18 protein-coding genes and 2 pseudogenes are annotated in these 25,848 nt (G+C 65.9%); 10 read left to right on the plus strand and 10 right to left on the minus strand.

All coding sequences use genetic code 11. The features are described 5' to 3' along the window. Positions 1-5: 5 nt before the first annotated feature. Both NOF53_RS24440 and NOF53_RS24445 read right to left on the minus strand, forming a co-directional pair. Positions 6-665 (minus strand): potassium channel family protein, encoded by a 660-nt coding sequence (locus tag NOF53_RS24440; RefSeq protein WP_255973697.1) that lies wholly within the window; start codon positions 663-665, stop codon positions 6-8. 47 nt (positions 666-712) lie between these two features. Next, positions 713-1,378, minus strand: coding sequence for a potassium channel family protein (locus tag NOF53_RS24445; protein WP_255973699.1), 666 nt, complete (start codon positions 1,376-1,378; stop codon positions 713-715). 163 nt (positions 1,379-1,541) lie between these two features. Between NOF53_RS24445 and NOF53_RS24450 the strand changes: the two genes are divergently transcribed. From NOF53_RS24450 to NOF53_RS24460, 3 genes are all read left to right on the plus strand, one after another. Next, positions 1,542-3,536 (plus strand): APC family permease, encoded by a 1,995-nt coding sequence (locus NOF53_RS24450; RefSeq protein ID WP_255973701.1) that lies wholly within the window; start codon positions 1,542-1,544, stop codon positions 3,534-3,536. A gap of 12 nt (positions 3,537-3,548) precedes the next feature. Continuing rightward, positions 3,549-4,805: a class I SAM-dependent RNA methyltransferase gene (locus NOF53_RS24455; protein WP_255973780.1), complete on the plus strand. Its 1,257-nt coding sequence runs from the start codon at positions 3,549-3,551 to the stop codon at positions 4,803-4,805. Positions 4,806-4,881: 76 nt separating this feature from the next. Then, a complete protein-coding gene (locus NOF53_RS24460) occupies positions 4,882-5,370 on the plus strand; it encodes a MarR family winged helix-turn-helix transcriptional regulator (protein WP_255973703.1) in 489 nt (162 codons plus the stop codon). A gap of 49 nt (positions 5,371-5,419) precedes the next feature. On the opposite strand, the gene NOF53_RS24465 is transcribed toward NOF53_RS24460, so the two are convergent. The 3 genes from NOF53_RS24465 to glsA all read right to left on the minus strand — a co-directional run bounded on the left by NOF53_RS24465 (position 5,420) and on the right by glsA (position 9,133). Continuing rightward, positions 5,420-6,259 (minus strand): ABC transporter permease, encoded by an 840-nt coding sequence (locus NOF53_RS24465; protein ID WP_255973705.1) that lies wholly within the window; start codon positions 6,257-6,259, stop codon positions 5,420-5,422. Beyond that, a complete protein-coding gene (locus NOF53_RS24470; protein ID WP_255973707.1) occupies positions 6,256-7,218 on the minus strand; it encodes an ATP-binding cassette domain-containing protein in 963 nt (320 codons plus the stop codon). The genes NOF53_RS24465 and NOF53_RS24470 overlap by 4 nt, the downstream gene beginning before the upstream one ends. A 94-nt stretch (positions 7,219-7,312) precedes the next feature. Continuing rightward, positions 7,313-9,133 carry a glutaminase A gene (gene glsA, locus NOF53_RS24475; protein ID WP_255973709.1) on the minus strand — a complete coding sequence of 607 codons (1,821 nt, stop codon included), beginning with the start codon at positions 9,131-9,133 and terminating at the stop codon, positions 7,313-7,315. 250 nt (positions 9,134-9,383) lie between these two features. Between glsA and dxs the strand changes: the two genes are divergently transcribed. Then, a complete protein-coding gene (gene dxs, locus NOF53_RS24480) occupies positions 9,384-11,339 on the plus strand; it encodes a 1-deoxy-D-xylulose-5-phosphate synthase (protein WP_255973783.1) in 1,956 nt (651 codons plus the stop codon). 63 nt (positions 11,340-11,402) lie between these two features. Here the strand turns inward: dxs and NOF53_RS24485 are convergent, their stop codons facing one another. Then, a complete protein-coding gene (locus NOF53_RS24485) occupies positions 11,403-12,800 on the minus strand; it encodes a sugar porter family MFS transporter (RefSeq protein WP_255973711.1) in 1,398 nt (465 codons plus the stop codon). A 93-nt stretch (positions 12,801-12,893) separates the two neighbouring features. Then, positions 12,894-13,900: pseudogene (locus NOF53_RS24490) on the minus strand (iron-siderophore ABC transporter substrate-binding protein). 320 nt (positions 13,901-14,220) lie between these two features. Between NOF53_RS24490 and NOF53_RS24495 the strand changes: the two are divergent. The 6 genes and pseudogenes from NOF53_RS24495 to NOF53_RS24520 all read left to right on the plus strand — a co-directional run bounded on the left by NOF53_RS24495 (position 14,221) and on the right by NOF53_RS24520 (position 21,018). Next, positions 14,221-14,998: pseudogene (locus NOF53_RS24495) on the plus strand (GntR family transcriptional regulator). Next, positions 14,995-15,222 (plus strand): 4Fe-4S dicluster domain-containing protein, encoded by a 228-nt coding sequence (locus NOF53_RS24500; RefSeq protein WP_109330625.1) that lies wholly within the window; start codon positions 14,995-14,997, stop codon positions 15,220-15,222. Before NOF53_RS24495 ends, NOF53_RS24500 begins: the two are co-directional and overlap by 4 nt. An 18-nt stretch (positions 15,223-15,240) precedes the next feature. Beyond that, complete coding sequence (locus NOF53_RS24505; protein ID WP_255973714.1) at positions 15,241-16,671, plus strand: ABC transporter substrate-binding protein; 1,431 nt, start codon at positions 15,241-15,243, stop codon at positions 16,669-16,671. Continuing rightward, positions 16,668-17,528: an ABC transporter permease gene (locus NOF53_RS24510; protein ID WP_255973716.1), complete on the plus strand. Its 861-nt coding sequence runs from the start codon at positions 16,668-16,670 to the stop codon at positions 17,526-17,528. The genes NOF53_RS24505 and NOF53_RS24510 overlap by 4 nt, the downstream gene beginning before the upstream one ends. Beyond that, the gene (locus tag NOF53_RS24515; RefSeq protein ID WP_255973718.1) at positions 17,525-18,319 is read left to right on the plus strand and encodes an ABC transporter ATP-binding protein; all 795 of its coding nucleotides are present in this window, start codon (positions 17,525-17,527) and stop codon (positions 18,317-18,319) included. The genes NOF53_RS24510 and NOF53_RS24515 overlap by 4 nt, the downstream gene beginning before the upstream one ends. Then, positions 18,316-21,018 (plus strand): fumarate reductase/succinate dehydrogenase flavoprotein subunit, encoded by a 2,703-nt coding sequence (locus NOF53_RS24520; protein WP_255973720.1) that lies wholly within the window; start codon positions 18,316-18,318, stop codon positions 21,016-21,018. Before NOF53_RS24515 ends, NOF53_RS24520 begins: the two co-directional genes overlap by 4 nt. A 46-nt stretch (positions 21,019-21,064) precedes the next feature. On the opposite strand, the gene NOF53_RS24525 is transcribed toward NOF53_RS24520, so the two are convergent. The 3 genes from NOF53_RS24525 to NOF53_RS24535 form a co-directional block, all read right to left on the minus strand. After that, complete coding sequence (locus tag NOF53_RS24525; RefSeq protein WP_255973723.1) at positions 21,065-23,173, minus strand: 3-hydroxyacyl-CoA dehydrogenase NAD-binding domain-containing protein; 2,109 nt, start codon at positions 23,171-23,173, stop codon at positions 21,065-21,067. Next, entirely contained in the window at positions 23,174-24,382 is a 1,209-nt protein-coding gene (locus NOF53_RS24530) for a thiolase family protein (protein WP_255973725.1), read from the minus strand. Positions 24,383-24,529: 147 nt separating this feature from the next. Continuing rightward, positions 24,530-25,840, minus strand: a complete 1,311-nt coding sequence (locus tag NOF53_RS24535) for a ribonuclease D (protein ID WP_255973727.1) — start codon at positions 25,838-25,840, stop codon at positions 24,530-24,532. Positions 25,841-25,848: the final 8 nt, after the last annotated feature.

The following is a 25,848-nucleotide window of genomic DNA, read 5'->3' on the forward strand; positions in this document are numbered from 1 at the left end:
TGAGGCTAGGAGAGGCCGACAGCGGCCCGGAGCTCGTCTTCGACGTCGACACCGGCGACGAAGAGTAGCTCGTCGCCGCCCTCGAGTGGATCGTCCCCCTGCGGCACGATCACTCGGCCGCCGCGAAGGATGGTGACCAGCGCGGCATCGCGAGGCAACCGGAGCTTGCGAACGGCTTTGCCCGCCAGAGGCGTGTTGTCGGGCAAAGTGACCTCCACGAGGTTGGCCTGTCCCTGGCGGAGGGTCATGAGGCGCACGAGGTCGCCGACCGACACCGCCTCCTCGACGAGCGACGCCAGCATGCGCGGCGTGGACACAGCGACGTCGACGCCCCACGACTCGTCGAACAGCCATTCGTTGCGGGGATCGTTGACGCGTGCCACGACGCGGCGGACTCCGAACTCGGTTTTGGCAAGGAGACTGAGGACGAGATTCGCCTTGTCGTCGCCGGTGGCGGCGATGACCACCTCGTACGTTTCCAGGGTCGCCGCCTCGAGGCTACTCAATTCACAGGCGTCGGCATGCACCCAGGTGGCCTCGGGCACGGATTCCTGCTCGACATGGTCGAGCTTGCGCTCGATCAGCATGACATCGTGTTCGCTGCGCACCAGTTCCCGGGCAATGGAGCGCCCTACGGCACCCGCGCCTGCGATTGCGACTCTCATCGGCTTCTTCCGTTCGGGCGTTCGATCGTGAACTTTCTCACTGTCATTCAGTTCTCCGAGGGTGGGGGATTGCCCGCGAGAGCGACAGCTTCGGCGACGGTTCCGGACACGGCAGCGATGTACACCTGATCGTCGGCCTGGAAGATCGTCTTGCGGTCGGGCAGGATGCCGGTTCCGAATCGGATGATGAAGGCGACCCGTGACGTGGTGGCGGCCTCGAGTTCGGTGATCGGCCTGCCGACCCAGTCCTCGTGGAGCGACAGTTCCGTGACGGCAACGGTTCCCGAAGGATCACGCCACTTGGCGGTCTGGCTGTCACGAGTCAGGGTGTGCAGGAAACGATCCGTCGACCAGGGGACCGTGGCGACGGTGGGGATTCCGAGCCGCTCGTAGACGGCGGCGCGCTTCGCGTCGTAGATGCGGGCGACTACGCGCTCGACGCCGAACGTCTCCCGCGCCACACGTGCCGAAATGATGTTGGAGTTGTCGCCCGAAGACACGGCGGCGAAGGCCTCGGCCCGTTCGATTCCGGACTTCACCAGGACATCGCGGTCGAACCCCATTCCGACGACCGTGCGTCCGGGAAAGTCGGGGTCGAGTCGCAGAAATGCGGCCGGATCGCGGTCGATGACCGCGACGTCATGGCCGATGCGGGTCAGCGAGCCGGCGAGAGACGAGCCGACTCGGCCGCATCCCATGATGACCACATACACCTGTTGCTCCGTTCATGGACTTGTGGTGTCACGTCCCGAGTACGTGCGTACCGAATCGAACCGTACAGTGCCCAGGCCAAAGAGCAACCGAGACACAGATCGCAATCCGGACACTTTGGTGGGTGAGGGTCCAGGTTTTCCGTGGACGGCTTACGCTTTGCCGGTGTCAAAGCTCTCGACCGCCACCAAGCGGCTACTGCTCGGCAGACCCTTCCGGAGCGACAAGCTCGGGCACACGCTGCTTCCCAAAAGAATCGCACTACCGGTCTTCGCATCCGATGCGATGTCCTCGGTCGCGTACGCGCCCGAGGAAATCTTCCTGGTGTTGTCGGTGGCTGGCATCTCCGCGTACGCGTACACGCCGTGGATCGGACTTGCCGTTGCCGCGGTGATGGCAGTGGTGGTAGCCAGCTATCGGCAGAACGTACATGCCTATCCGTCGGGCGGCGGCGACTACGAAGTCGCCACGGTCAACCTGGGTCCCACTGCCGGCCTGACCGTCGGCAGCGCGCTGCTGGTCGACTACGTGCTCACCGTGGCGGTGTCCATCTCTTCGGCAGCTTCCAATATCGGCTCGGCCGTGCCATTCGTGTCGCAGCACAAGGTTCTCTTCGCGGTGGCGGCCATCGTCCTGCTCACCGCGATCAACCTTCGCGGTATCCGCGAATCCGGTATCGCGTTCGCGATTCCGACGTATGCCTTCATCTTCGGCATGGTGCTGATGCTGTGCTGGGGGCTCTTCCGCATCTACGTCCTCGACGAAGACCTGCAGGCCGAATCTGCGGGGTTCGAACTCGCGGCCGAGGACTCCCACCTGTACGGCATCGCCTTCGCCTTCCTCATAGCCCGCGCTTTCTCCTCCGGATGCGCGGCGCTCACCGGTGTGGAGGCCATCAGCAACGGTGTTCCCGCGTTCCGCAAACCGAAGTCCAGGAACGCGGCCACTACGCTTCTCCTGCTCGGGACCATCGCGATCGTGCTCCTGATGGGCATCATCATCCTGGCGCAGAAGATCGGGATCGTATACGCGCACAAACCCGCTGAGCAGTTGATCGGCGCGCCGAGCGACTACGAACAGAAGACGCTGATCGCTCAGGTGGCCGAGACGGTGTTCGGGGGATTTCCCGTCGGCTTCTACTTCATCGCCGTCGTGACGGCCCTCATCCTCGTGCTTGCGGCCAACACGGCATTCAACGGTTTCCCGGTCCTGGGTTCCATCCTGGCGCAGGACAGATACCTGCCGCGGCAGTTGCACACCCGTGGTGACCGGCTCGCGTTCAGCAACGGCATCCTCTTTCTCTCCGGTGCGGCAATCGCCTTTGTCGTCCTCTTCGGCGCCGAGGTCACGAAGCTGATCCAGCTCTACATCGTCGGGGTGTTCGTCTCGTTCGTCTTGAGCCAGACCGGGATGATCCGGCACTGGACCCGGCACCTCGCGTCGGAGACCGATCCGCGGCAACGTCGCCGGATGCAACGTTCCCGGGTGATCAACTCCATCGGCCTCGCCATGACCGCGGCAGTTCTGATCATCGTGTTGATCACCAAGTTCGCGGCGGGGGCGTGGATCGCCCTCGTCGCGATGGTGGCCATCTTCGCGGTGATGAAGATGATCCGGAAGCACTACGACAGTGTCACTGCCGAACTCGAGGAGCAGGAGTGGGACGGTGTGCTACCCAGTCGGACCCACTCGATCGTCCTGGTGTCCAAGCTCCACATGCCAACCATGCGCGCACTCGCATACGCCCGCGCCACCCGGCCCGACACTCTCGAAGCCATCACGGTCAACGTCGACGAACCGGATACGCGTGCGCTGGTGCGGCAGTGGGAGAAGAGCGACATCGCGGTGCCGCTCAAGGTCATCGAATCGCCGTACCGCGAAATCACCAAACCTGTCCTCGACTATGTGCGCCGAGTCCGCAAGGACGCCCCACGCGACGTCGTCACCGTTTTCATTCCCGAGTACGTCGTCGGTCACTGGTGGGAGCAGACCCTGCACAACCAGAGCGCGCTGCGGCTGAAGAGCCGGTTGTTGTTCCAGCCCGGTGTGATGGTGACCAGCGTTCCGTGGCAGCTGAATTCGTCGGAGAAGGCGAAGACACTCGGTGTCGAGTACACCGCCGGCGCCACGCGGCGCGGGTACGAACCCGAAGAGAAATGATGGATGGCTGCGTTGAGTGAGAACTGGTCCGGTCGGCGCCTCGAGCTGACGCTGGGCAATCCGGGGCACGGTGGATTCGTCGTCGCCCGGCACGAGGGCAGGGTGGTGTTCGTGCGGCACGGCCTGCCGGGCGAGCGGGTCTCTGCGGTTGTTACCGAAGATCGCGGCGGCTCCTATTGCCGCGCCGACGCCGTCGACATTCTGGAGGGGTCGCCGGACCGGATTGCACCGATGTGCCCGATATCGGGACCTGGGGGCGCGGGGTGCTGTGATTTATCCCACGCCCGCCTGGATTTCCAGCGACAGATGAAGTCGCAGATCATCTCGGAGCAATTGATGCGGCTCGCACGTGTGGACCGGAATGTGGACGTCGAGGAACTGCCCGGGACCAGCGACGGAACCGGCTGGCGCACCCGGGTGCGGTTGGCGGTCGATGAAGAGGGGCGGCCGGGTTATCACCGGCACCGGAGTTCGGGGATTGTCACCGACCTCGAGTGCCCGCAGATCGAGCCTGCTGCCTATCACGGCATCGCCGACCACGAGTGGACGCCGGGCAGCGAGGTCCAGATCGTTCTCGACGGTGCCGGCGAGCGTCACATTGTCGAGATCGCGCCGCCGAAAGTGTCGAAGACGGGACGCACCAGTCCCGGTCGACGGGGTGCCACAGCGCGACGGGCCGCGGGTGGGGCGCCCCGAGCCGAGCGGGTGTTCGAGGGGTCCGGGCGGCCGCGGGAACGGGTCCAGAACAGAGAATGGACGTTGGCTGCCACCGGATTCTGGCAGGCGCACCGCGGGGCCGCGCAGACGTATTCGACTGTGGTCGCGGAGTGGGCCGGTGTATCGGCGGGTGACACGGCATGGGATCTGTACGGCGGCGTCGGTGTGTTCGCGGCGGCGCTGGGACGCGCCGGGCTCGTGGAGTCGGTGGAGTCTTCGAGACAGGCTGTCTCCGACGGGAGGGCGGCACTGGCAGATCTGCCGCAGGTCCGATTCCACCCGGAGCGCGTCGAACGTGCACTGCCCGAACTCGCCACACCGCCGCGCGTGGTGGTGCTCGACCCGCCCCGCACCGGCGCCGGACGGGACGTGATCGCGGCGGTCGCAGCGGCAGGTGCCGAACGCATCGTGCACGTCGGGTGTGATCCGGCGTCGTTCGCCCGCGACCTCGGCCTCTACCTCCACGAGGGGTACCGGCTCGACACCGTCCGCGCTTTCGACGCGTTTCCGCTCACCCACCACGTGGAGTGCATCGCTCTGCTCACGCACTGACGGGCACTGGATCTACGTGCAGGACGCCGACCTCCGTATAGTTTTCCTGCAACAGCAGGCCTAGGACGGGGATTGAATGTCGGTACAGCCAGATACGGCCCGGGCGCTCGCTGATGCGGTGCTCGCCCTGGGGCGCTCCCTGCGTGCGGTGGTCTTCACGAGCGGTGAGACGGTGATCGCGCCCGCCCTGACGAGTGTGCTGTTCGTGCTGTCGACCCGCGGTGAGTGCCGGCAGAACGAACTGGCCGCCGATCTGTGCGTCAGTCAGTCGTCGCTGAGCCGGCAGATTGCCGAACTGGTCGAAGCGGGATATGTCTCCCGCACGGCAGACCCACATGACAAGCGCGCCTCTCGTATCCAGGTGTCGCCCACGGGATTCGACATTCTCCGCGAAACCACCGAGAGGCGGGCCGAACGGCTTCGCGCGATGCTGGACGGCTGGTCGCAGGAGCAGGCTTTGGCCGCGGTGACATCTCTGCTTCAACTCAACGAGACCTTCACCGCATCTGTGCAACAGCGGAACGGTCGAGCGCAGATCTCCGCGCCGCCTCAGCGCGAGAGTTGAGAAGACCTTCAAGCATCGACATCTACGTAGGGCGATGGCGTACCCGCTACTAGGACTTCCGGTTGTAGAGGCGCATCGTCAGCGGTCCGAAGATCACGATGAAGCCGGCGCACCAGCCGAAGACCACGACGAGTTCGGCCGTCTGCACCGACCCGGCCATCAGCCCACGAATGGCCGTCACCAGCTTGCTGATCGGATTGACGCCGACGAATGCCTGGAGCCATCCGGGCATCGTGGCGGGATCGACGAAGATATTGCTGGCGAAAGTCAGCGGGAACAGGATGAACATCGACACTCCCATCACCGCCTGTTCGGTTCGCATGAGCATCGCGAACATCGTCCAGATCCAGGACAGGCTGAACGAGAACAGCAGTAGCAGTCCGATCGACGCCACGACCCCGACGATGCCGCCATCCGGCCGGAAGCCGAGGACCAGACCGAGGATCAGGACGATGATCGAGGCGATCGTGTACCGGATCACGTCACCGAGCAGGGCGCCCACGAGGGGTGACGGACGCCAGATCGGGAGCGAACGGAAGCGGTCGAAGACCCCTTTCTCGATGTCCTTGTTCAGGGTCAGACCGGTGTACATCGTGATCATGACGACCGTCTGGACGAGGACGCCGGGCAGCAGAAACTGGATGTAGGCGTCGGTCGAACCGGCGAGCGCCCCACCGAACAGGTACGTGAACATCAACGTGAACATGATCGGGAACATGGTGACGTCGAAGAGTTGTTCGGGAACGTGCTTGATCTTCAGCAGTGCACGCCACCCGAACGACAGCGAGGTAGACCACGCGGTCGGACGTGTTGGCCGCGGTTCGGGCATTTTCAAGACGTCGGCAACCGCTTTCGAGGTGTCTGCGGTCCGGTCGGTGGTAGAGGTCATGACGCAGGCTCCTCGGTGGGTCGGCCGGTCAGGGAAAGGAAGACTTCGTCGAGGCTCGGCTGTCCCAGAGCGAATGTGCTGACAGCGATTCCGGCGTCGTCGAGGGCGGGCAGTGCCCGTGCGACCCTTCCGGGATCGTCGATGCGGGCGGTCAGCGCGGCGGGGTCGTTCTCCTCGGTCACCGGCACACCGAGTACCTCACGGAGGAGCGCCGCTGCGGCCTGCCGGGTGCCAGGATCGGTGACTCGCACGTGCAGTGACCCTGATCCGACCGACGCCTTCAGTTCGCCGGTGGTGCCCTCCGCGATGACCTTGCCGTGATCGATCACGGCCACCCGGTCGGCCAACTGGTCTGCCTCGTCGAGATACTGCGTGGTCAGCAGCACCGTCGTGCCCCCGGCGACGAGGGCGCGCACGATGTCCCACACCTGGTTGCGGCTGCGGGGATCGAGTCCGGTGGTGGGTTCGTCGAGGAAGATCATCTCGGGTGTGACGATGATGCTGGCCGCAATGTCGAGCTTGCGGCGCATCCCGCCCGAGTAGTTCTTCACCTGACGATTTCCGGCCTCCTCGAGGCCGAATGCCGCGAGCAGTCGCTCGCATCGCGATCGGGCTGCCGCGCGGGAGTAACCGAACAGGCGGCCGAGCAGCAGGAGGTTCTCGGCCCCCGTCAGATCCTCGTCGAGCGAGGCGAACTGACCCGTCAGCGACACCTTGCCGCGGACGGCGTCCGGTTCGGTGGCGACGTCGTGCCCGAGTACCGTGGCCGAACCGCCGTCGAGGGGCAGCAGTGTGGTGAGCATGCGGATTGCGGTGGTCTTGCCGGCACCGTTGGGGCCCAGGACGCCGTAGACGCCGCCGAGGGGCACGCACAGGTCGAGTCCATCGACGGCGCGGGTGGAACCGAAAGTCTTGACGAGTCCCGTCGTCTCGATGGCCAGCTTCGTGGCTGTGAGCATTGCACCCTGCTTTCGCGTTCGAGTGTCATAGATCCCGAGACCTCGAGCCTGTCCGATATTTCCGATTCAGGCAAGCGGGTTTCCGGTGGGCCGATCAGTCGCCGTTTCCTTGTCTCAGCAGCGACCGCAACATGACGTCGAGCTGTTCGTAGGCGCCCGATGCCAGCCGCTCGAGCAGGGCGACTTTCAGTTCGGGTTCCTTCGACGCCATGTAGGCGTATCGCTCGGGGGTGAGTACCGCGACTGTCACGGTGGTGTCGGCCCGAACGTCGTTGAGGAAGCGGGAGTCGAGCATCATCGGCATCTCACCGAAGCTCATCCCGGATGACAAGGTCATGATCCGGTACGTCGAACCCGACTGATCGGTGATCGTGGTACTGACCTTGCCCGAGAGAATGAGGAAGAGCCCGGACGCGGAATCCCCCCGATGAACGATGCACTCGCCATGATCGAAGGTTCGGATCTCGAGGTCGCGGGTGAGCCGATCGAGTTGTTCGGGACCGAGCGCGGACAGGACAGGATGCTCGGCGACAGTAATGGAGACCGGCTGGCGGGCCGACCCGCAGTGCCGATCGAGAAGGACATCCTCACACCACTGCACGGCGGCGTCGAGATCGGCGAACACCCTCCCGGTATCTCCCGAAAGGTCCGAGCGGGAATTGCCGAGCAGTCCGCCGGGGTCTACGAACGCCACCGCGCACCCACCCCGAGCGAGCGTGCCGCGAAGCGTCTCGATCATCCGGCAGGCCACACCGCTCACTTCGTCGACCCGCCGGACGTCGATCACCACCACCTCGAGGTTCTCGTCGACACCGCCGATCTCACGGACGGCGGTCTCCGCGCCGGCGAACAACAGGTCACCGTGCAGCTCGTAGATGCGGCTGCGCTTGCCCACGTCGTCGAGGGTGGCTCGCTCGATCGGGGTGCGGCGCATTCTCGACGGCGCATCCGACACGGAGTAGCGGGCGCGGATCGCGGCGCGCGCCGCACGAGTGACGTGGAGGAAATGCAACTCGAGTTCGGTCGACAGCGCCCTGCACGCCTCGACGCCGCGGACGCTGTTGCCGTGGGCATCGAGCCTCGGCGAGTAGATGGCGATACCGATCTGGCCCGGCAGCACAGCCACTATCCCGCCACCGACGCCGCTCTTCGCAGGCAGACCCACCTCGTACAGCCATTTGCCGGCGCCGTCGTACATACCGCAGGTGGACATCACGCTCAGCACCCGCTCGACCAGGACGGGCGCGAGGACCGTGTCCTGCGTAACGGGGTTGACGCCGTTGTTGGCCATCGTCGCGGCCATGAGGCTCAGGTCTCGGCAGGTCACGTCGATCGAGCACTGCCGGAAGTAGAGGTCCACTGCCTCGTCCGGGTCGCCCGTGATGATGTCGAACGAGCGCAGCATGTGCCCGATGGCGCGGTTGCGGTGGCCGGTGTGCGATTCGGATGCGTAGACCGCCTCGTTGAACGTGAGCTCACGCCCCGCATACCGCGAGTAGGTCCCGCGGATGCGTTCGAATCTCGACTCCACATCGGGCCCGGCCACCAACGAGGCAGCGGTGATCGCGCCCGCGTTGATCATCGGATTTCGTGGCCGCTCGGTGGTCGGGTCGAGGCTGATCTCGTTGAACGGTTCCCCCGACGGTTCGACGTCGATCTTCTCCCCGACGGCCTCCGCGCCTCGGTCGGCGAGCGCGAGCGCATAGGTGAACGGTTTGGAAATCGACTGGATCGTGAATGGGAGCCGGGCGTCACCCACCTCGTACACGTAGCCGTCGACCGTGGCGATGCAGATCCCGAACGAATCGGGGGCCACGGCCGCAAGCTCCGGAATGTAATCGGCCAGCTCGCCGTCGCGGTTACTGCAGGTCTCGGAGAAGATCTTCTCGATCAACGCGCCGACGACGGTGCTCATGAGACGACCTTAGAGCCTGTTCACGGCATTGTCGGGAGTTCCGAGGTGTGCGCACGTGCCGCAATGATGTGAACCCTGTCACCGCTGTCGGGGCGGGTGCCGAGGATGCGGGCGTGTTCGGAGGACGCCCGTGTGCACATGGTGTGTCGCCCGGTCTCGCGGCTCCGTAGACTGGTTGCACTGTGACGTGACACGAAGCCACGAAGCAGAGGCACGTAATGCGGCGTGCATCACGGAGGGAGCGATCTCGTTGGGTGTTCTTGCCCGTATCCAGACGCCTGACGATCTACGTCAGCTGAATCCGGCGGAGATGAAGCAACTCGCCGCGGAAATCCGTGAGTTCCTCGTCCAGAAGGTGTCCGCGACCGGCGGCCACCTCGGCCCGAACCTCGGTGTCGTAGAGCTGACTCTCGCCCTGCACCGCACGTTCGTCTCGCCCGCGGACCCGATCATCTTCGACACCGGTCACCAGGCGTACGTCCACAAGATCCTCACCGGTCGCAAAGGTGACTTCGAATCGCTCCGCAAGCAGGGTGGGCTCTCGGGGTACCCGTGCCGGGCCGAGAGCGAACACGACTGGGTCGAGTCCTCGCACGCCTCCGCATCGCTGTCCTACGCGGACGGGCTGGCGAAGGCATTCGAGTTGACCGGCCAGGCCCGCCATGTGGTCGCCGTTGTGGGTGACGGCGCCTTGACCGGCGGTATGTGCTGGGAAGCCCTCAACAACATCGCGGCAGGCAAGAGTCGTTCGGTGATCATCGTCGTCAACGACAACGGCAGGTCGTACGCGCCGACGATCGGGGGTTTGGCCGATCACCTTGCCACCCTCCGTCTGCAGCCCGCCTATGAGCGGGTACTCGACAACGGTCGCAGGATAGTCAAGAAACTGCCGTGGGTGGGCCGCACCGCCTACTCCGTCCTGCACGGTATGAAAGCCGGTCTCAAAGACGCGGTGGCCCCCCAGGTCATGTTCACGGACCTGGGAATCAAGTACCTCGGCCCCGTGGACGGTCACGACGAAGCTGCCCTCGAATCTGCGCTGCGCCGTGCCAAGGCGTTCGGGGGTCCGGTGATCGTGCACGCCGTCACCCGCAAGGGCATGGGGTACGCACCCGCCGAGAATCACGTCGCCGACCAGATGCATTCGACGGGTGTGATCGACCCCCTGACCGGAAAGTCGACTGCGACGGCGTCCGCCGACTGGACCTCCGTGTTCTCGGCCGAGCTGATCGATCAGGCGAGTCGCCGCGAGGACATCGTTGCAATCACCGCCGCCATGGCAGGTCCGACCGGCCTGGCCGCTTTCGGTGACGCGTTTCCCGACCGGATGTTCGACGTCGGGATCGCCGAGCAGCACGCAGTCACTTCCGCGGCGGGGCTGGCGCTCGGGGGGCTGCACCCGGTGGTTGCGGTGTACTCGACCTTTCTCAACCGTGCGTTCGACCAACTGCTGATGGACGTCGCCCTGCTGAACCTGCCCGTCACCCTGGTGCTGGACCGCGCAGGTATCACCGGCAACGACGGTGCCAGCCACAACGGCATGTGGGACATGTCGCTGCTGGGCATCGTGCCCGGCATGAGGGTCGCTGCTCCGCGCGACGCCGCGACCCTGCGTGAGGAACTGGATGAGGCGCTTGCCGTCGACGACGGGCCCACGGCGGTGCGCTTCCCTAAGGGCACGGTCGGTGATGACGTACCCGCTCTGAGCCGAATCGGCGGCGTCGTCGACGTCCTGCGGGATTCTTCCGGAGGGAAGGATGTGCTGCTGGTGTCGGTCGGGGCGTTCGCCGGTCTCGCTCTGGCCGCGGCCGAGCGTCTCGAGCAGCAAGGTATCTCCGCGACGGTCGTCGACCCGCGATGGGTCCTTCCGGTACCGGAATCGCTGGTCAAGCTCGCCGAGGACTACAGCATGGTGGTCACCGTCGAGGACAGTGGCCTGCACGGGGGTATCGGTTCCACCGTGTCCGCGGCCCTGCGCTCCGCCGGCGTCGATGTGCCGTGCCGGGATCTGGGCGTTCCGCAACGTTTCCTCGACCATGCCTCCCGCACACAGGTTCATGCCGAACTGGGGCTGACTGCACAGGACGTCGCGCGCCAGATCACCGGGTGGGTGGCGAGTCTGGGGAATCAGCCCCCGTCGGCGACCAACGGGGTGGTTGCGCACGAGAGCGCCGAACACATCGAGAACAGCGGCAGGCAGAGCTGACACACGTGAAGTACAGATCCGGCCGAATCGGAGCGATTCGGCCGGATCTGTATGTAGACAACGTCAGGTCGTCATCTCCTCGAGTTCCATCCCCTTCGTCTCCCGGACCTTCGACCGGACGAAGAAGAACGACAGTAACGCGAAGAACGCGAACAGCCCGTACAGGAACCACAGCCCCACCGAGCGGGTGAGCGGCGGGAATGCCAGCGTGACGGTGAAGTTCGCGATCCAGTTCGCCGCCGTGCTGATGCCGAGTGCGTAGGCGCGCATGTTGTTGGGGAACATCTCGCCCAGCATCACCCACATGACCGGGCCCCAGGTGGAGGCGAAGAAGATCACGAACAGGTTGGCGCCGATCAGGGCGACTGCCCCCCACGGGCTGGGGAGCACGACGTCGTCACCGCTGCCCGTCGCCTGGGAGAAGGCGATTGCGGCCGTCAGCAGGCTCACGAACATGCCGAGCGAGCCGACCATGAGCAGGATGCGCCTGCCGATCCGGTCGACGAACAGGATGGCGACGAATGTCATACCGACGTTGATGACCGCGGTGATCACCGACGTAACGAACGACTCGTTCTCGGTGAAGCCCACCGACTTCCAGAGCGTGGTTGAGTAGTAGAAGATCGCGTTGATACCCACGAACTGCTGGAAGATGGCCATGAAGATACCGACCCAGACGATGGGCTGCAGCCCGAACTTGGGGCCGCGAATGTCGTCGAACGACGCCGTCGATTCGTGGCGAAGGGTCACCCGGATCTCGGATACGCGCCCCTGCGGGTCGACTTCGCCGGTGATGTTCGCGAGGATGTCGGCCGCTTCCTGGTCGAGGTGCTTGCCGACCAGGTAGCGCGGAGACTCGGGAATCATCAGCGCGATAATGCCGTACACGACCGCGGGGACCACGCCGACGATGAACATCCAGCGCCACGCCTCGAGGTTCAGCCACAACTCGTTCGATGCGCCGCCTGCGGCATTCTGCAGCACCGCGTCCGACAGCAGCGCGGCGAAGATGCCGAGAGTGATCGCCAGCTGCTGCAGCGACGCCAACGCGCCGCGGTAGCGGGCGGGTGCGATCTCCGCGATGTACGTGGGCGCAATGACCGACGCGATACCGATGCCGAGGCCGCCGAGGACGCGCCACAGCATCAGGTCGGGGACGCTGAACGCGAGACCCGCTCCGAGCGAGGACACGACGAACAGCACCGAACCCAGCAGCATCACCTTCTTGCGGCCCCACCGGTCTGCGAGGCGGCCCGCAAACCACGCGCCCACAGCGCATCCGAGCAACGCAATGGCCACCGCGAAGCCGGTGAAGAACGAACTCAGTTCGAAGTGCCCCTGGATGGAATCGACGGCTCCGTTGATGACCGAGCTGTCGAATCCGAAGAGGAAACCCCCGACCGCGGCAGCGACCGTGACCCCGATGACCTTGGCGGTGTGCCCTTCGGATATCTGCGTCATCGCATACCTGCTTTCGGCGAGCGTGGCTGTGGGCCGGCTACGAAATTCCGTGTGGAAACACGCTACGCCCGCGACGGCTGATCAGGCGGGACTTCACGCACCGGCGTTGTTCGCGGCCGCGCTCAGTCGCGGGGTCAGCCTCTCGAGCGCCCAGGGAGTGGCGAGCACGCTGGTCTGGCTGAGGCCCGCAATCACCTGGGTGTCCGACAACGTCACCGCGGTGTCCCGCCCGAGGGCACCGAGATTCGCGTACGCCGGGTTGGCTGCGACGGTGGTGTCGTCGGCGACGAACGCGACCACGACATCGGCGTCGATATCGGCGATGTTCTCCACCGAGATGTCGGCGAAGAACTTGTCCGCGTTGGACTCGGCGAGCTTCGACACACCCGGTGCGACCGTGAATCCGAGCTCGGTGAGCACCTGCACGCGGGGGTCGGAGGGCATGTAGACGTTCACTGTGGCAGCGTCGGTATCGAAGTTCACCACCGACACCGTCTTTCCGGCGAACTCCGGGTGTTCGGCAGCGGTCTTTGCGAGCCGGTCGTCGAGGCCGGTGACGAGAGCCTCCGCCTCGGCGGTCTTACCGAGCGCCTGACCGATCAGGGTGGTCTGGTCCTGCCAGCTGGTCTGCCACGCCTTGTCCGGGTAGGCGACGGTGGGGGCGAGCGCGGAGAGTTTTTCGTAGGTGCCCTGGTCGAATCCCTCGTAAGGTGCGAGGACGACATCGGGTGCAGCGAAGCCACTTGCTCGACGGGAATGGTAGTGGCGGTGTCGAGGAGGGTGGTCCGGCTCGGGTCGTAGCGGTCCTGTAGCCAGGGCATCACTCCGTTCGACTCGGCGCCGTAAGAGTACTTGGGCATGCCGACGGGTGTCTCGCCGAGCGCATACACGACATCCTGGGCGTTCCAGCCCAGGGTGACGATGCGCTCCGGTGCGGCGTCGATCGTGGTGGATCCGAAGGTGTTCTCGATGGTGACCGGAAAGCCGGCCCCGCCCCCTTCCGCGCTCGGGCCGTTGTCGTCGGTCGAGCAGGCGGTGACGAGCAGCGCGGTGCCGGCCACGGCGAGTGCGATAGCGATCGAGCGTGGGGGTGTGAACACGGCGACGACTCCTTCGATGGGCGGTTGAAAGGTAAGCCTAACCTAGATGCCGACCGGGACCGAGGCACGCGCCGGACTTCGAATCACGGTGAATGAAAGTCCGCTCCCGGGCCTTCGGTGGCGCAATGGAGTGCCGGCTCCGGGTTCACGCAGGTGAGGGGCGCAGTCCGCGAGCCGTATCCGGCCGATTCGCGGAGACCCCGCCGCGAGCTACGCAGGCACGACTTCCGCTGGCCGAACAGCGGTTAGCGTCACTTTTCGTCCAGCTCACGATTTACGGAGGAAAACGCATGACGCTCGCCGGGGATGCCGAAGACGCGATGGTGACTCCGACTGCTCTGCACGCCCAGACGTCCGCGCGTAGATCCCGCGCAGACGAGGCACGCCGATTCGCCGACCTCCTGCGGCAGCAGATCCACGCAGGAACCTTTGCCGACCGCGGACTTCCTCCGGAATCGGAGTTGGCGCACGAGTTCGGGGTCTCCCGTAACGCTGTGCGGGACGGGTTGGCTCTCCTCAAACACGAGGGGCTCATCGACCGGGCACCGCGAGTGGGCACACACGTTGCTCGGCGCAAGTACGACCACGGACTCGACGCCCTCCTCGGATTGAGGGAAACCTTGAAGGAACACGGCGAGGTGCGAAACGACGTCCGGGTGGCCGGGGAGATCACCCCACCGCCGGCCGTCGTGCGCCGATTGCGTGGCTCCAGGGGAATCCGCGGTCTACATCGAACGCGTCCGTTATCTCGGTGACCTCCCTCTCAGTCTCGATCTCACGTAGCTGGCGCCCGACATCGGGCGTGAGATCCTCGGCCGCGACCTCGAGGGAAACGACGTGTTCACACTGATCGAGGAGATCTGCGAGCAACCGCTCGGTTCCGCGGACGTGGCGATCGAATCGGTGAACGCGGACTCACATTCCGCGGCCAATCTGCAGACCCCGGACGGTGCAGCGCTCCTGTTGCTCGAGCGTCTCACCCGACTCGTCGACGAGCGCCCCGTCGACCTCGAATACATTCGCATGCGCGGTGACCGAATCACCATGCGCAGCAACCTTACCCGACGTCCCGACATAACGAACTGGGAGCTCACATGACACTTGTCAACGCCCGTGCGGACGTACCGGTCACCATCGACGAGTCACTGTGCATCGAAGGGTGCACGTTGTGCGTCGAGATCTGTCCTCTCGACTCGCTGGCGATCAACCCGGACAACGGCAAAGCCTTCATGCACGTCGACGAATGCTGGTACTGCGGCCCGTGTGCTGCCCGCTGTCCCACCGGCGCCGTCACCGTGAACATGCCGTACCTCCTCCGCTGAGCGAAAGACACAGAAAACATGTTGCGTCCCTACTTCTTTCTTGTGCTGACCGTTACGGTTGCACTGCTCGCGACAGGCTGCTCCTTGGAAAGCACTGCCAGCGACAGCGACGATGCAGTGACCGTGGTGATCGGCTACCAATCGAAGACGATCAACACCGTCACCGCGGGAACGCTGCTGCGAGCGCAGGGCTATCTCGAACAGCGTCTGCAGGACCTGACCGAGCAGACGGGGACGACGTACTCCGTCGACTGGCAGGACTACGACACCGGCGCGCCGATCACCGCGCAGATGGTGGCCGAGAAGATCGACATCGGCTCGATGGGCGACTATCCGATGCTGATCAATGGATCGCGCACACAGGCGAATCCGCGATCGAAAATGGAGTTTCTATCGGTCACCGGGTACAACTCGAAGGGTGCCCTCAACATGGTGGTGGTCCCACCGAACTCTCCGGCCACCACCCTCGCCGAACTCGCGGGCCGGAAGGTGTCTGCCAGCGTCGGCTCGGCCGGACACGGCACCCTCGTCCGTGCGCTCGACCGCGCCGGGATCGACCCGAGCACCGGCGTCGAGGTCCTCAACCAGCAACCGCCGGTCGGCTCGTCCGCCCTCGAATCCGGCCAGGTCGAGGCATTGTCGCAGTTCGTCGCCTGGCCGGGGCTTCTGGTTTTCCAGGACAAGGCGAAACTGCTGTACGACGGCGCCGAGCTGAACACACCGACTCTGCACGGCGTCGTGGTGCGGGAGGCATACGCGGACGAGCACCCCGAAGTCGTCGATGCGTTTCTCCGTGCGCAACTCGATGCCACTCACTTCATCCGAACCGAGCCCCTCGAGGCTGCACGCATCGTCGCGGAAGACAGCGGACTGCCGCAAGAGGTGGTGTACCTGTACAACGGGCCCGGCGGTACGACGTTCGACACCACGCTCCGGCCCGAACTGGTCGAAGCATTGAAGGCCGACGTTCCGTACCTGAAGTCGATCGGTGACTTCGCGGACCTCGACGTCGGGGCCTTCGTCGACGAAGCGCCTCTGCGTGCGGCATTCGATGCCGAGGGGCAGAACTACGAGGCCACCGTCACTACGCCCGGCAGCCCCACCGCCGTGACCGGTACCGATCCTGTGTGCGGGACGCCTGCGACGGATTCGGCTCTGGCCGGGGAAGTCTGGTTGGCCGACGCGGCGCAGACGCAGCCGGCCGCGAACCCGACGTGCTTGCTCCGGGCAGTGAAACAGGCACGCGCCGAGGGCCGTAGCATTCGCGGCGCCTACGTTCCCGATGCTGAACTCGGCACCCGCTGGTTCGCGGACAAGGCGGTGTGGGTGCGCGACGGTGACACCTTCCTGCCCTTCACCACCGATGCCGCCGCCGGCCGCTACTTGCGCGCCCACCCCGCGGGGACGGTCGTCACGTATGACCGCGCCGTGGAGGAGGTTCGGCAATGACCACCGTGCAGCCGTCGATCGTGTCGATCGAACCCGAAGGCGCCGTGGTGCAGTCCGACCGGGTGCCATTGCCATTGCCGGCGTCTTCGCGGCGATCACGCCTTCTGCGCATCACGTCCGTCGTCGCCGCCATCGTGGCGTGGCAGCTGCTCACGGCCAACGACGTGCGGTTGTGGCTGCGATTCGACACCCTTCCCACCGTCACCGACGTCGTATCCGCATTCGCCGCCCAGCTGCGCAACGATCTCTTCTACCTCGACCTGGGTCAGTCCTTGATCCGCATACTCAGCGGATTTGCACTCGCCACCGTGGTCGGTGTGGCCGCCGGGATCGCACTCGGCAGATCGGAGCTGTTCGCCGACGTCCTCGGACCGTTGACCGAACTGGCCCGGCCGATTCCGGCGATCGCCGTGGTGCCCGTTGCCATCCTGTTGTTTCCGAGCGACGAGGCTGGGATCGTGTTCATCACGTTCGTTGCCGCGTTCTTTCCGATCACGGTGAGCACCCGGCATGCGGTCCGGGCATTGCCCACGCTGTGGGAAGACTCCGTGCGCACCCTCGGCGGTGGCCGCTGGGACGTGCTGGTCCGGGTGGTGCTCCCGGGGATCCTTCCCGGAGTGTTCGGTGGCTTGTCGGTCGGCATCGGTGTCGCGTGGATCTGCGTCATCTCCGCCGAAATGATCTCGGGCCGTCTCGGTGTCGGCTACCGCACCTGGCAGGCCTACACGATCGTCGACTATCCCGGTGTATTCGTCGGCATGATCACCATCGGTGTCCTGGGCTTCGTCACGTCGGCGGCGGTTGAGCTGCTCGGCCGCCGCGTCACCCGCTGGTTGCCGCGAGGGGAGCGCGCATGACCGCCACCACGCTCGCGACCGGAATGTCGTTGGTACTCGAAGACGTCACGTTGTCGTACACCGGAGCCCCGGTCATCCGTTCGCTGTCGCTGACCGTCGTTCCGGGTGAGATCCTGGTCCTCACTGGCCCTTCCGGCTGCGGTAAATCGACGGTGCTCCGGGCTCTGGCCGGGCTACTGCCTCCCACCGCAGGCCGGGTCGTCGCGGACGGACGGTCGGTGGTGTCCACGTCGCGGGACCGGGCCGTGGTGTTCCAGGACAATGCCCTGCTGCCGTGGCGCAGCGTCCGCTCGAACATCGAGCTTGCTCTGGCCCTTCGCGGTGAGCCGAGGAGGGGTCGCAGGGCCGCTGCCGATCGCTGGATCGAAGAAGTCGGTCTCACCGGTTTCGGGAACTTTCTTCCCAAGAACCTGTCCGGTGGCATGCGACAACGTGTGCAGTTGGCGCGTGGTCTCGCCGGAGCGCCCCGCGCCGTGATGATGGATGAGCCGTTCGGTGCTCTCGACACGCAGACCCGCGGCGTGATGCAGCGGCTTCTGGTCGACACCTGGAGCACCCATCCCACGACGGTGGTCTTCGTGACCCACGACGTGGACGAGGCGGTCCTGCTCGGGGACCGGGTGGCGGTCCTCGGCGGAGCGGGCAGGCCGCTGCGGGCACTCGTCGACATCCCCCACCCGCGCAAGCGGGCGTTCGTCGGCCACGCCGGAACCCGAGCCGCACGCGGCGAGGTACTGGCGGCGCTGGAACAGACCGATGACACCCCGACGAACGATCCGGAGAACCGATGAATATCCCCGACCTTGCCGAGACCGTGCGTCTCGACTGCGATGTACTCGTCATCGGCGGCGGTACAGCCGGCACGATGGCTGCGCTGACAGCAGCCGAAAACGGCGCGAACGTCCTGCTTCTCGAGAAGGCACACGTGCGGCACTCGGGAGCCCTCGCCATGGGCATGGACGGGGTCAACAACGCTGTCATCCCCGGCAAGGCCGAACCCGAGGACTACGTCGCGGAGATCACCCGCGCCAACGACGGAATCGTCAATCAGCGGACGGTCTATCAGACCGCGACTCGCGGTTTCGCCATGGTGCAGCGACTCGAGAAGTACGGAGTGAAGTTCGAGAAGGACGAGTACGGAGAGTACGCGGTGCGGCGCGTGCATCGCTCCGGTTCCTATGTGCTGCCGATGCCCGAGGGCAAGGACGTGAAGAAGGCGCTGTACCGCGTGCTGCGTCAGCGGAAGATGCGGGAGAAGATCCGCATCGAGAACCGGTTGATGCCTGTTCGCGTCCTGACGGAGAACCGCCGGGCGGTCGGGGCAGCCGCGTTGAACACCCGGACGGGGGCGTTCGTCGCAGTCGGCGCGAAGGCCGTGATCCTTGCGACCGGTCCCTGCGGCCGATTGGGACTTCCGGCCTCCGGATACCTCTACGGCACCTACGAGAATCCGACGAACGCCGGAGACGGCTACTCGATGGCGTACCACGCGGGCGCCGAGCTCAGCGGTATCGAATGCTTCCAGATCAATCCTTTGATCAAGGACTACAACGGGCCTGCCTGCGCATACGTAGCGAACCCCTTCGGCGGCTACCAGGTCAATGCGCACGGCGAACGGTTTGTCGATTCCGACTACTGGTCAGGGCAGATGATGAGCGAGGTCAAGAGCGAGATCGAATCGGCCCGTGGACCCATCTATCTCAAGGTGAGCCACCTTCCGGAGGAAACGCTCGACACCCTGGAATCGATCCTTCACACCACCGAGCGCCCCACCCGCGGCACGTTCCACGCGGGCCGCGGTCACGACTACCGCAGCCACGACATCGAGATGCACATCTCCGAGATCGGGCTCTGCAGTGGACATTCCGCGTCCGGCGTATGGGTGGACGAGCACGGTGCCACCACCGTGCCCGGGTTGTACGCCGCCGGCGACCTCGCCTGCGTTCCGCACAACTACATGATCGGCGCGTTCGTGTACGGCGACCTCGCCGGTGCACACGCGACCGGTACGCTGCCCGGCACTCCGGCGCCCACGCTGCTGCCCGAAGACCAGTTGAAGGACGCGCATGAGCTGATCTACCGCCCGTTGCGTAACCCGGATGGCCCCCCGCAACCGCAGGTCGAATACAAGCTGCGCCGATTCGTCAACGACTATGTCGCACCGCCGAAGAGCGCCACCAAGCTGTCCATTGCCGTGGAGACCTTCGAACGGATGGAGCGCGAGATCGCCGAGATGGGTGCCACCACCCCGCACGAGTTGATGCGCTGCGCGGAGGTCACCTTCATTCGCGACTGCGCCGAGATGGCGTCCCGCAGTTCCCTCACCAGGACCGAGAGTCGCTGGGGCCTCTACCATGAGCGCGCCGACCTACCGGAGTCGAGCGACGAGAAATGGGGATATCACCTGAACCTGCGTCGCAGCGCGGACCGGGAGATGGAGTTCTTCAAGAGACCGGTGGCTCCCTACTTCGTTCCGGTTCCCGGTCTCGACTCCCTTCCGCCGCTGGACCAGACCGTGATCCAGGTGTCGCAGCCGCCGCTCGCCGGAGGACGCGCGCCGGTCGAGGAGCGCTCGCGTATCGCGGCGTCGGTCCGTCAGGAACCGTCGTCGCCCGACCTCGTCGCACTGCTCGGCCTCGATGCACCCAGCATCGACGAGTTGGACCCGTACCTCCGAAATTCCGATCCGCAGGTACGGGTGACGGCGCTGTCGGTGCTGACCGAGGGAACCCCCGACGGCTTCGCGGGAGCCCTCGTCGCGGCACTCGGTGACGGCGCCGTCGAAGTCCGCCGCGCCGCCGCGGGCGGGCTGCGCGAATTGGTCGAGGTGCTCACGTCTGCCGATGGGCTGGGGGCACATTTGGAGTCGGGTGACGCGGTTGTCCGGGCTGCGGTGGTCGACGTGCTGCGTGCACTGCGCGCGGGGTCGGCGGACCAGTTTCTCGCGGCGTTGTCCGACCCGGACCATCACGTCCGCATCGAAGCGGTCCGCGGACTGGTGTCGCTGGACAGGTGGGAGTCGGTGGCGTCGGGAGCGCGGGACGAGAACCGGGAGGTGCGAATCACCGTGGCGCACGGGCTCGCTACCATCGGTCTCGGTGGACTCGACGCCGTGAGGGCGCTGGCCGGTGACCGCGACCCGCTGGTGCGGGCGGCCGCGCTGACGGCATTCGCTGCATTGGGGTGCCGCGGCGAGGAAGATGTCACCCTGGCCGTTGCTGCGCTACGCGAATCCGCCTGGCAGGTACGTCAGGGCGCGGCACGCGGACTGGCCGGAGCGGAGCCGAGTATTGCCGTGCCCGCTCTCGCGGAAGCGTTGCGCGATCCGCATCTCGATGTGCGGAAGGCTGCCGTGCTCTCACTCGGACGGTGGGTCGGCGATCGGACCGCGGCCCTGGCTCTGACCGTGGCCCTGGACGACACGGATGCCGACGTGCGGGCCTACGCACGGCAGGCGTTGAGCGCGGCGAACCGCATTCCGGTCGCCTGACGCACGGGGCGAGGTACGCCAGTGCGTACCTCGCCCCCCACCCGGATCAGACGCTTGCGACGCCCGGTGCGAGGAACCGCTTGCCGTTGACGGCCTCGGACGTGCCGGTGCGGTCCAGGTACGGCGTGATGCCGCCGTTCCAGAATCCGAACCCGCCGCCCAGGATCAGGCAGAGGTCGATGTCCTCGGCCGCTGCGACCACACCCTCGTCGAGCATGATCTGGATTTCTTCGGCGAACGCGCGACGTGTGCGCTCCAGAACTTCTTCGGACGTGGACGCCTTGTCGCCCTGTTTCCACAGCTCGGCGACCTCGGGGTCGACGACCTGCTTGCCGTCGGCGCCGTAGCTCCACACCGCCGACTTCTTGGCCTCGACCAGCGCCTCGAGTCCGGGGGAGTTGTGGAACCGCCCGGGGTACGCCTCGGCGAGGGTCTCGCCGGTGTGCAGCGCAACTGCCGGGCCGACGAGGGCTAGCAGCGTGAACGGCGTCATCGGCATGCCGAGTTCGGCGATGGCGTTGTCGGCCACCTCGAACGGGGTGCCCTCGTCTACCGCGTTCATGACCTCACCGAGGGTGCGGATCAGGAGCCGGTTGAACACGAAGCCGGGCAGGTCGGCGGAACCGACGGCCGACTTCTTGAGCGCCTTGGCGGTCGCGAATGCCGTTGCCAGGGTGGCATCGTCGGTCTTCTCACCCTTGATCACCTCGAGGAGCGGAAGGACCGCAACAGGGTTGAAGAAGTGGAAGCCGACCACGCGCTCGGGATGCTTCAGGTCGGCGGCCATCTTCGTGATCGACAGTGAAGACGTATTGGTCGCCAGGATCGTCTCGGGAGCGATGTATTCCTCGAGTTCCGCGAAGATCTTCTTCTTCAGATCGAGGTTCTCGAACACGGCCTCGATCACGAAGTCGGTCTTCGCGAAGGCGGACTTGTCCAGCGACCCGGACACCAGGCCCTTGAGACGATTCGCGGCGTCGGGAGACAACCGGCCCTTGCCCTGGAGCTTGTCGATCTCGCCGTGGACGTAGCCGACACCCTTGTCGATGCGCTCCTGGTCGATGTCGGTGAGGATCACCGGCACCTTGAGCTGACGCACGAACAGCATGGCAAGCTGGCTGGCCATCAGGCCGGCACCGACGATGCCGACGCCGGTGACCTTGCGTGCTAGGGACTTGTCCGGCGCCCCCGCCGGACGCTTCGCCCGCTTGTTCACCAGGTCGAACGCGTACAGGCCGGCGCGGAGCTCGTCCGCCAGCAGAAGATCGGCGAGAGCCTCGTCTTCGGCGGCGAAACCCTTGTCGAGCGACGCCGGATCGGTGAGGTCCGTGTGGCGAGCCAACTCCAGCAGCTCGACGGCCTTGACCGGTCCGGGGGCGTTGTTCTTCGTCTTGCCCTCGACGATGGCATTCGCGCGCGCGATTGCCTCGTCCCAGCCCTTGCCACGATCGATCTCGGGGCGGGCCGGGGTGATCTCTCCGGTGAGAACGCGTGCCGCCCAGGCGAACGACTGCTCGAGGAAGTCGGCGGAACCGAACACGGCATCCACGACGCCGAGCTCGAGGGCCTTCTTCGGGTTGAGAGTCTTGTTCTGGTTCAGCGCATTCTCGATGACGACGGTGACGGCATTCGAGGGCCCGATCAGGTTGGGCAGCAACTGCGTACCGCCCCAGCCGGGGACGAGGCCGAGGAACGTCTCGGGCAGGCCGAGCGCACCGGCGCTTTCCGACGCGGTGCGGTAGTGGCTGTGCAACGCGACCTCGAGGCCGCCGCCGAGCGCAACACCGTTGACGAACGCGAAGGTCGGCACGGAGGACTCACGTAGGCGACGGAACACCTTGTGGCCCAAGCGGCCGAGTTCGAGCGCCTGCTCGCGGTCGGTGATGCTCGGGACGCCCTTGAGGTCGGCGCCGGCAGCGAAGATGAACGGCTTGCCGGTGATCGCGACCGCAACCGGGTTCGCCGCGAAGGCTTCGTCCAGGGCTGCGTCCAGGGCAGCGAGGCCGCCCGGGCCGAACGACGACGGCTTGGTGTGGTCGAATCCGTTGTCCAGGGTGATCAGGGCGACCGGACCTTCGATGCCCGGAACGGCAACGATTTTGGTGTACGCGTTCGTGACGACCTCGTCGGCGAATGCAGTGGTGATAGAAGTCATTTACTTCGCTCCGTCGAAAATCGGGTTCTCCCAGATCACCGTTCCGCCCATGCCCAGACCGATGCACATCGTGGTCAGGCCGTAGCGGACGTCGGGACGCTGGGCGAACTGGCGGGAAAGCTGAGTCATCAGGCGCACCCCGGAGGAGGCGAGGGGGTGGCCGCAGGCGATCGCGCCACCCCACTGGTTGACCCGCGGATCGTCGTCTGCGATGCCGTAGTGCTCGAGGAACGCGAGCACCTGCACGGCAAATGCCTCGTTGATCTCGAACAGGCCGATGTCCTCGATCTTCAGACCGGTGCGCGCGAGCAGCTTCTCGGTGGCCGGGACGGGACCGATGCCCATGACGGCGGGGTCGACACCCTGGAACGCGAATCCGACCATGCGCATGCCGACCGGCAGTCCGAGCTCGTTGGCAGTGTCCTCACCCGCGAGGATCGCCGCGGTGGCACCGTCATTGAGACCTGCTGCGTTGCCGGCGGTGATGCGGCCCGCCGGACGGAACGGGGTCTTGAGCTTGGCGAGGTCTTCGATCGTGGTGCCCGGGCGGGGCGGCTCGTCCTCGGTGGCGAGTCCCCAGCCGGAGGCGGAGCGGGTGGCGACGGGCACGAGGGTGTCGGCGATGAAGCCCGCCTTCTTCGCGGCGTCGTACTTGTTCTGGCTGGCGACGGCATACGCGTCGGTGCGGTCCTTGGTGATGCTCGGGAACCTGTCGTGCAGGTTCTCGGCGGTGTTTCCCATCACCAGGGCGCTCGGGTCCACGAGGCGGTCGGCAAGGAATCGCGGGTTCGGGTCGGCCCCCTCACCCATCGGGTGGCGGCCCATGTGCTCGACGCCACCGGCGATCACCACGTCGTACTGGCCGAAACCGATGCCCGACGCGGTGGTGGTGACCGAGGTCATGGCACCGGCACACATGCGGTCGACGGCGAAACCGGGCACCGTTTCGGGCAGACCGGCGAGGATTCCGGCGGTGCGGCCAATCGTAAGACCCTGATCGCCGGTCTGCGTGGTCGCAGCGACGGCGACCTCGTCGATCCGCGCAGGATCGAGCTGCGGATTGCGGCGGAGCAGTTCACGGATGGTTTTGACGACGAGGTCGTCTGCCCGGGTCTCGGCGTACATACCCTTCGGGCCGGCCTTGCCGAACGGGGTGCGGATCCCGTCGACGAACACGACGTTGCGTTGAGATGTGGTGGATGGAGCCACGCGAATTCCTCCTGATGGAGCAGTCTGGTGCCGGACCACGGCCAAGCGTCCGGCCTCGGGGCACAGACTACCCCTACCGTTACTCATGGGTAACTTAATGGGTACTTCATCAGGATTTTCGACGCATGACTGCGCTATCGTTCCGGGTCAGGCGCCCGCCGGCTCGTCGCTCGCGGTCTCCGGCAGTGCCGCACCCAGCGCGGGCACCGTCAACTCACGCTGCCACGGACGCGCGCCGCCGGCCTCGAGGATGCGGTCGATGGCTGCCTCGACGTCACCGTCAACGGGAGGTGCCCAGTCCCAACACAGCCGGCGCACGAGATCGGGAGTGACCAGGTTCTCCACCGGAACCGACACCTTCTCGCCGAGGGCGGCCAGCGCAGCGCGAGCCGCCGTCAACCGGTCGGCAGCGGCCGGGTCGTGGCGCGCCCACCGACTCGGCGGAGGAGGTCCCGTAAACGGCTGGGTCTTGGGTGGCAGCTCGGAGTCCGGAAGCGCCCGCGCCTCCTCCAACGCCGCCAACCAGAGTCGCGTGTGCCGCCGCTGACGCGGGCCACCGAACACCGGAAGGGCGCGCAGAGTGTCGATACTCCGCGGACTCTTCACCGACGCCTCGATGATCGCGGAGTCGGGCAGCACGCGACTGGGGGAAACGTCACGTGTGCGGGCGAGGTCTTCCCGGGCCTGCCAGAGAGCGCGCGCCGCGGCGAGCTGACGTTGCGTTTTCAAGGACGTGATGTGTGAGGTACGACGCCAGCGGTCGGGCTTGGGCTTCGGCGGACCGGCCAGCCGGATGTACTCGAACTCCTGCGCAGCCCAGCCGGTCTTGCCCTGCTTGTCGAGCTCCGCGGCCATGACTTCACGCAACTCGATGAGAACCTCGACGTCGAGAGCGGCGTAATTGAGCCACGAGTTGGGAAGGGGACGCTTCGACCAATCTGCGGCACCATGCCCCTTCCTCAGCTCGAGGCCCAAGGTTCGCTCCACGATGGCGGCGAGACCCACCCGCTCGAACCCCGCGAGACGGCCTGCGAGTTCGGTGTCGAACAAGGCCGCCGGCGCGAGCCCCAGCTCGGCCAGACCCGGCAGGTCCTGATCGGCGGAATGCAGAATCCACTCCAGCGGATTGATCGCCTCCGCGAGCGGTGCGAGGTCGGCTGCCGTTGGAATCGGATCGAGCAGCACCGTCCCGGCGCCTTCCCGTCGCAGCTGCACCAGATACGCCCGAGCCGAATACCGGAAGCCCGAAGCGCGTTCGGCGTCCACAGCCAATGGTCCGGTGCCCTCACTCAACGCAGCAGCAGCCTTGGCCACACCCTCCGCCGTGGTCACGACCTCCGGCACCCCATCGCGCGGGGCGAGGAGCGGCACTACCTGCCGGGCGGTCTGCTCGTCGGTAACAGGGGACGAGGTCTCGTCGGTAACAGGGGACGAGGTCTCGTCGGTGACTTCGGACATGGGACTTG

The organism is Rhodococcus tibetensis (assembly GCF_024438035.1).
Classification (GTDB): Bacteria; Actinomycetota; Actinomycetes; order Mycobacteriales; family Mycobacteriaceae; genus Rhodococcus_F; species Rhodococcus_F tibetensis.

What these genes read in the sequence shown, in the direction of transcription:
- NOF53_RS24440 (WP_255973697.1), bottom strand. Translation starts at nt 665, where the DNA reads ATGAGAGTCGCAATCGCAGGCGCGGGTGCCGTAGGGCGCTCCATTGCC.
- NOF53_RS24460 (WP_255973703.1), top strand. Translation starts at nt 4,882, where the DNA reads ATGTCGGTACAGCCAGATACGGCCCGGGCGCTCGCTGATGCGGTGCTC.
- NOF53_RS24465 (WP_255973705.1), bottom strand. Translation starts at nt 6,259, where the DNA reads ATGACCTCTACCACCGACCGGACCGCAGACACCTCGAAAGCGGTTGCC.
- NOF53_RS24470 (WP_255973707.1), bottom strand. Translation starts at nt 7,218, where the DNA reads ATGCTCACAGCCACGAAGCTGGCCATCGAGACGACGGGACTCGTCAAG.
- glsA (WP_255973709.1), bottom strand. Translation starts at nt 9,133, where the DNA reads ATGAGCACCGTCGTCGGCGCGTTGATCGAGAAGATCTTCTCCGAGACC.
- NOF53_RS24485 (WP_255973711.1), bottom strand. Translation starts at nt 12,800, where the DNA reads ATGACGCAGATATCCGAAGGGCACACCGCCAAGGTCATCGGGGTCACG.
- NOF53_RS24500 (WP_109330625.1), top strand. Translation starts at nt 14,995, where the DNA reads ATGACACTTGTCAACGCCCGTGCGGACGTACCGGTCACCATCGACGAG.
- NOF53_RS24505 (WP_255973714.1), top strand. Translation starts at nt 15,241, where the DNA reads ATGTTGCGTCCCTACTTCTTTCTTGTGCTGACCGTTACGGTTGCACTG.
- NOF53_RS24510 (WP_255973716.1), top strand. Translation starts at nt 16,668, where the DNA reads ATGACCACCGTGCAGCCGTCGATCGTGTCGATCGAACCCGAAGGCGCC.
- NOF53_RS24515 (WP_255973718.1), top strand. Translation starts at nt 17,525, where the DNA reads ATGACCGCCACCACGCTCGCGACCGGAATGTCGTTGGTACTCGAAGAC.
- NOF53_RS24520 (WP_255973720.1), top strand. Translation starts at nt 18,316, where the DNA reads ATGAATATCCCCGACCTTGCCGAGACCGTGCGTCTCGACTGCGATGTA.
- NOF53_RS24525 (WP_255973723.1), bottom strand. Translation starts at nt 23,173, where the DNA reads ATGACTTCTATCACCACTGCATTCGCCGACGAGGTCGTCACGAACGCG.
- NOF53_RS24535 (WP_255973727.1), bottom strand. Translation starts at nt 25,840, where the DNA reads ATGTCCGAAGTCACCGACGAGACCTCGTCCCCTGTTACCGACGAGACC.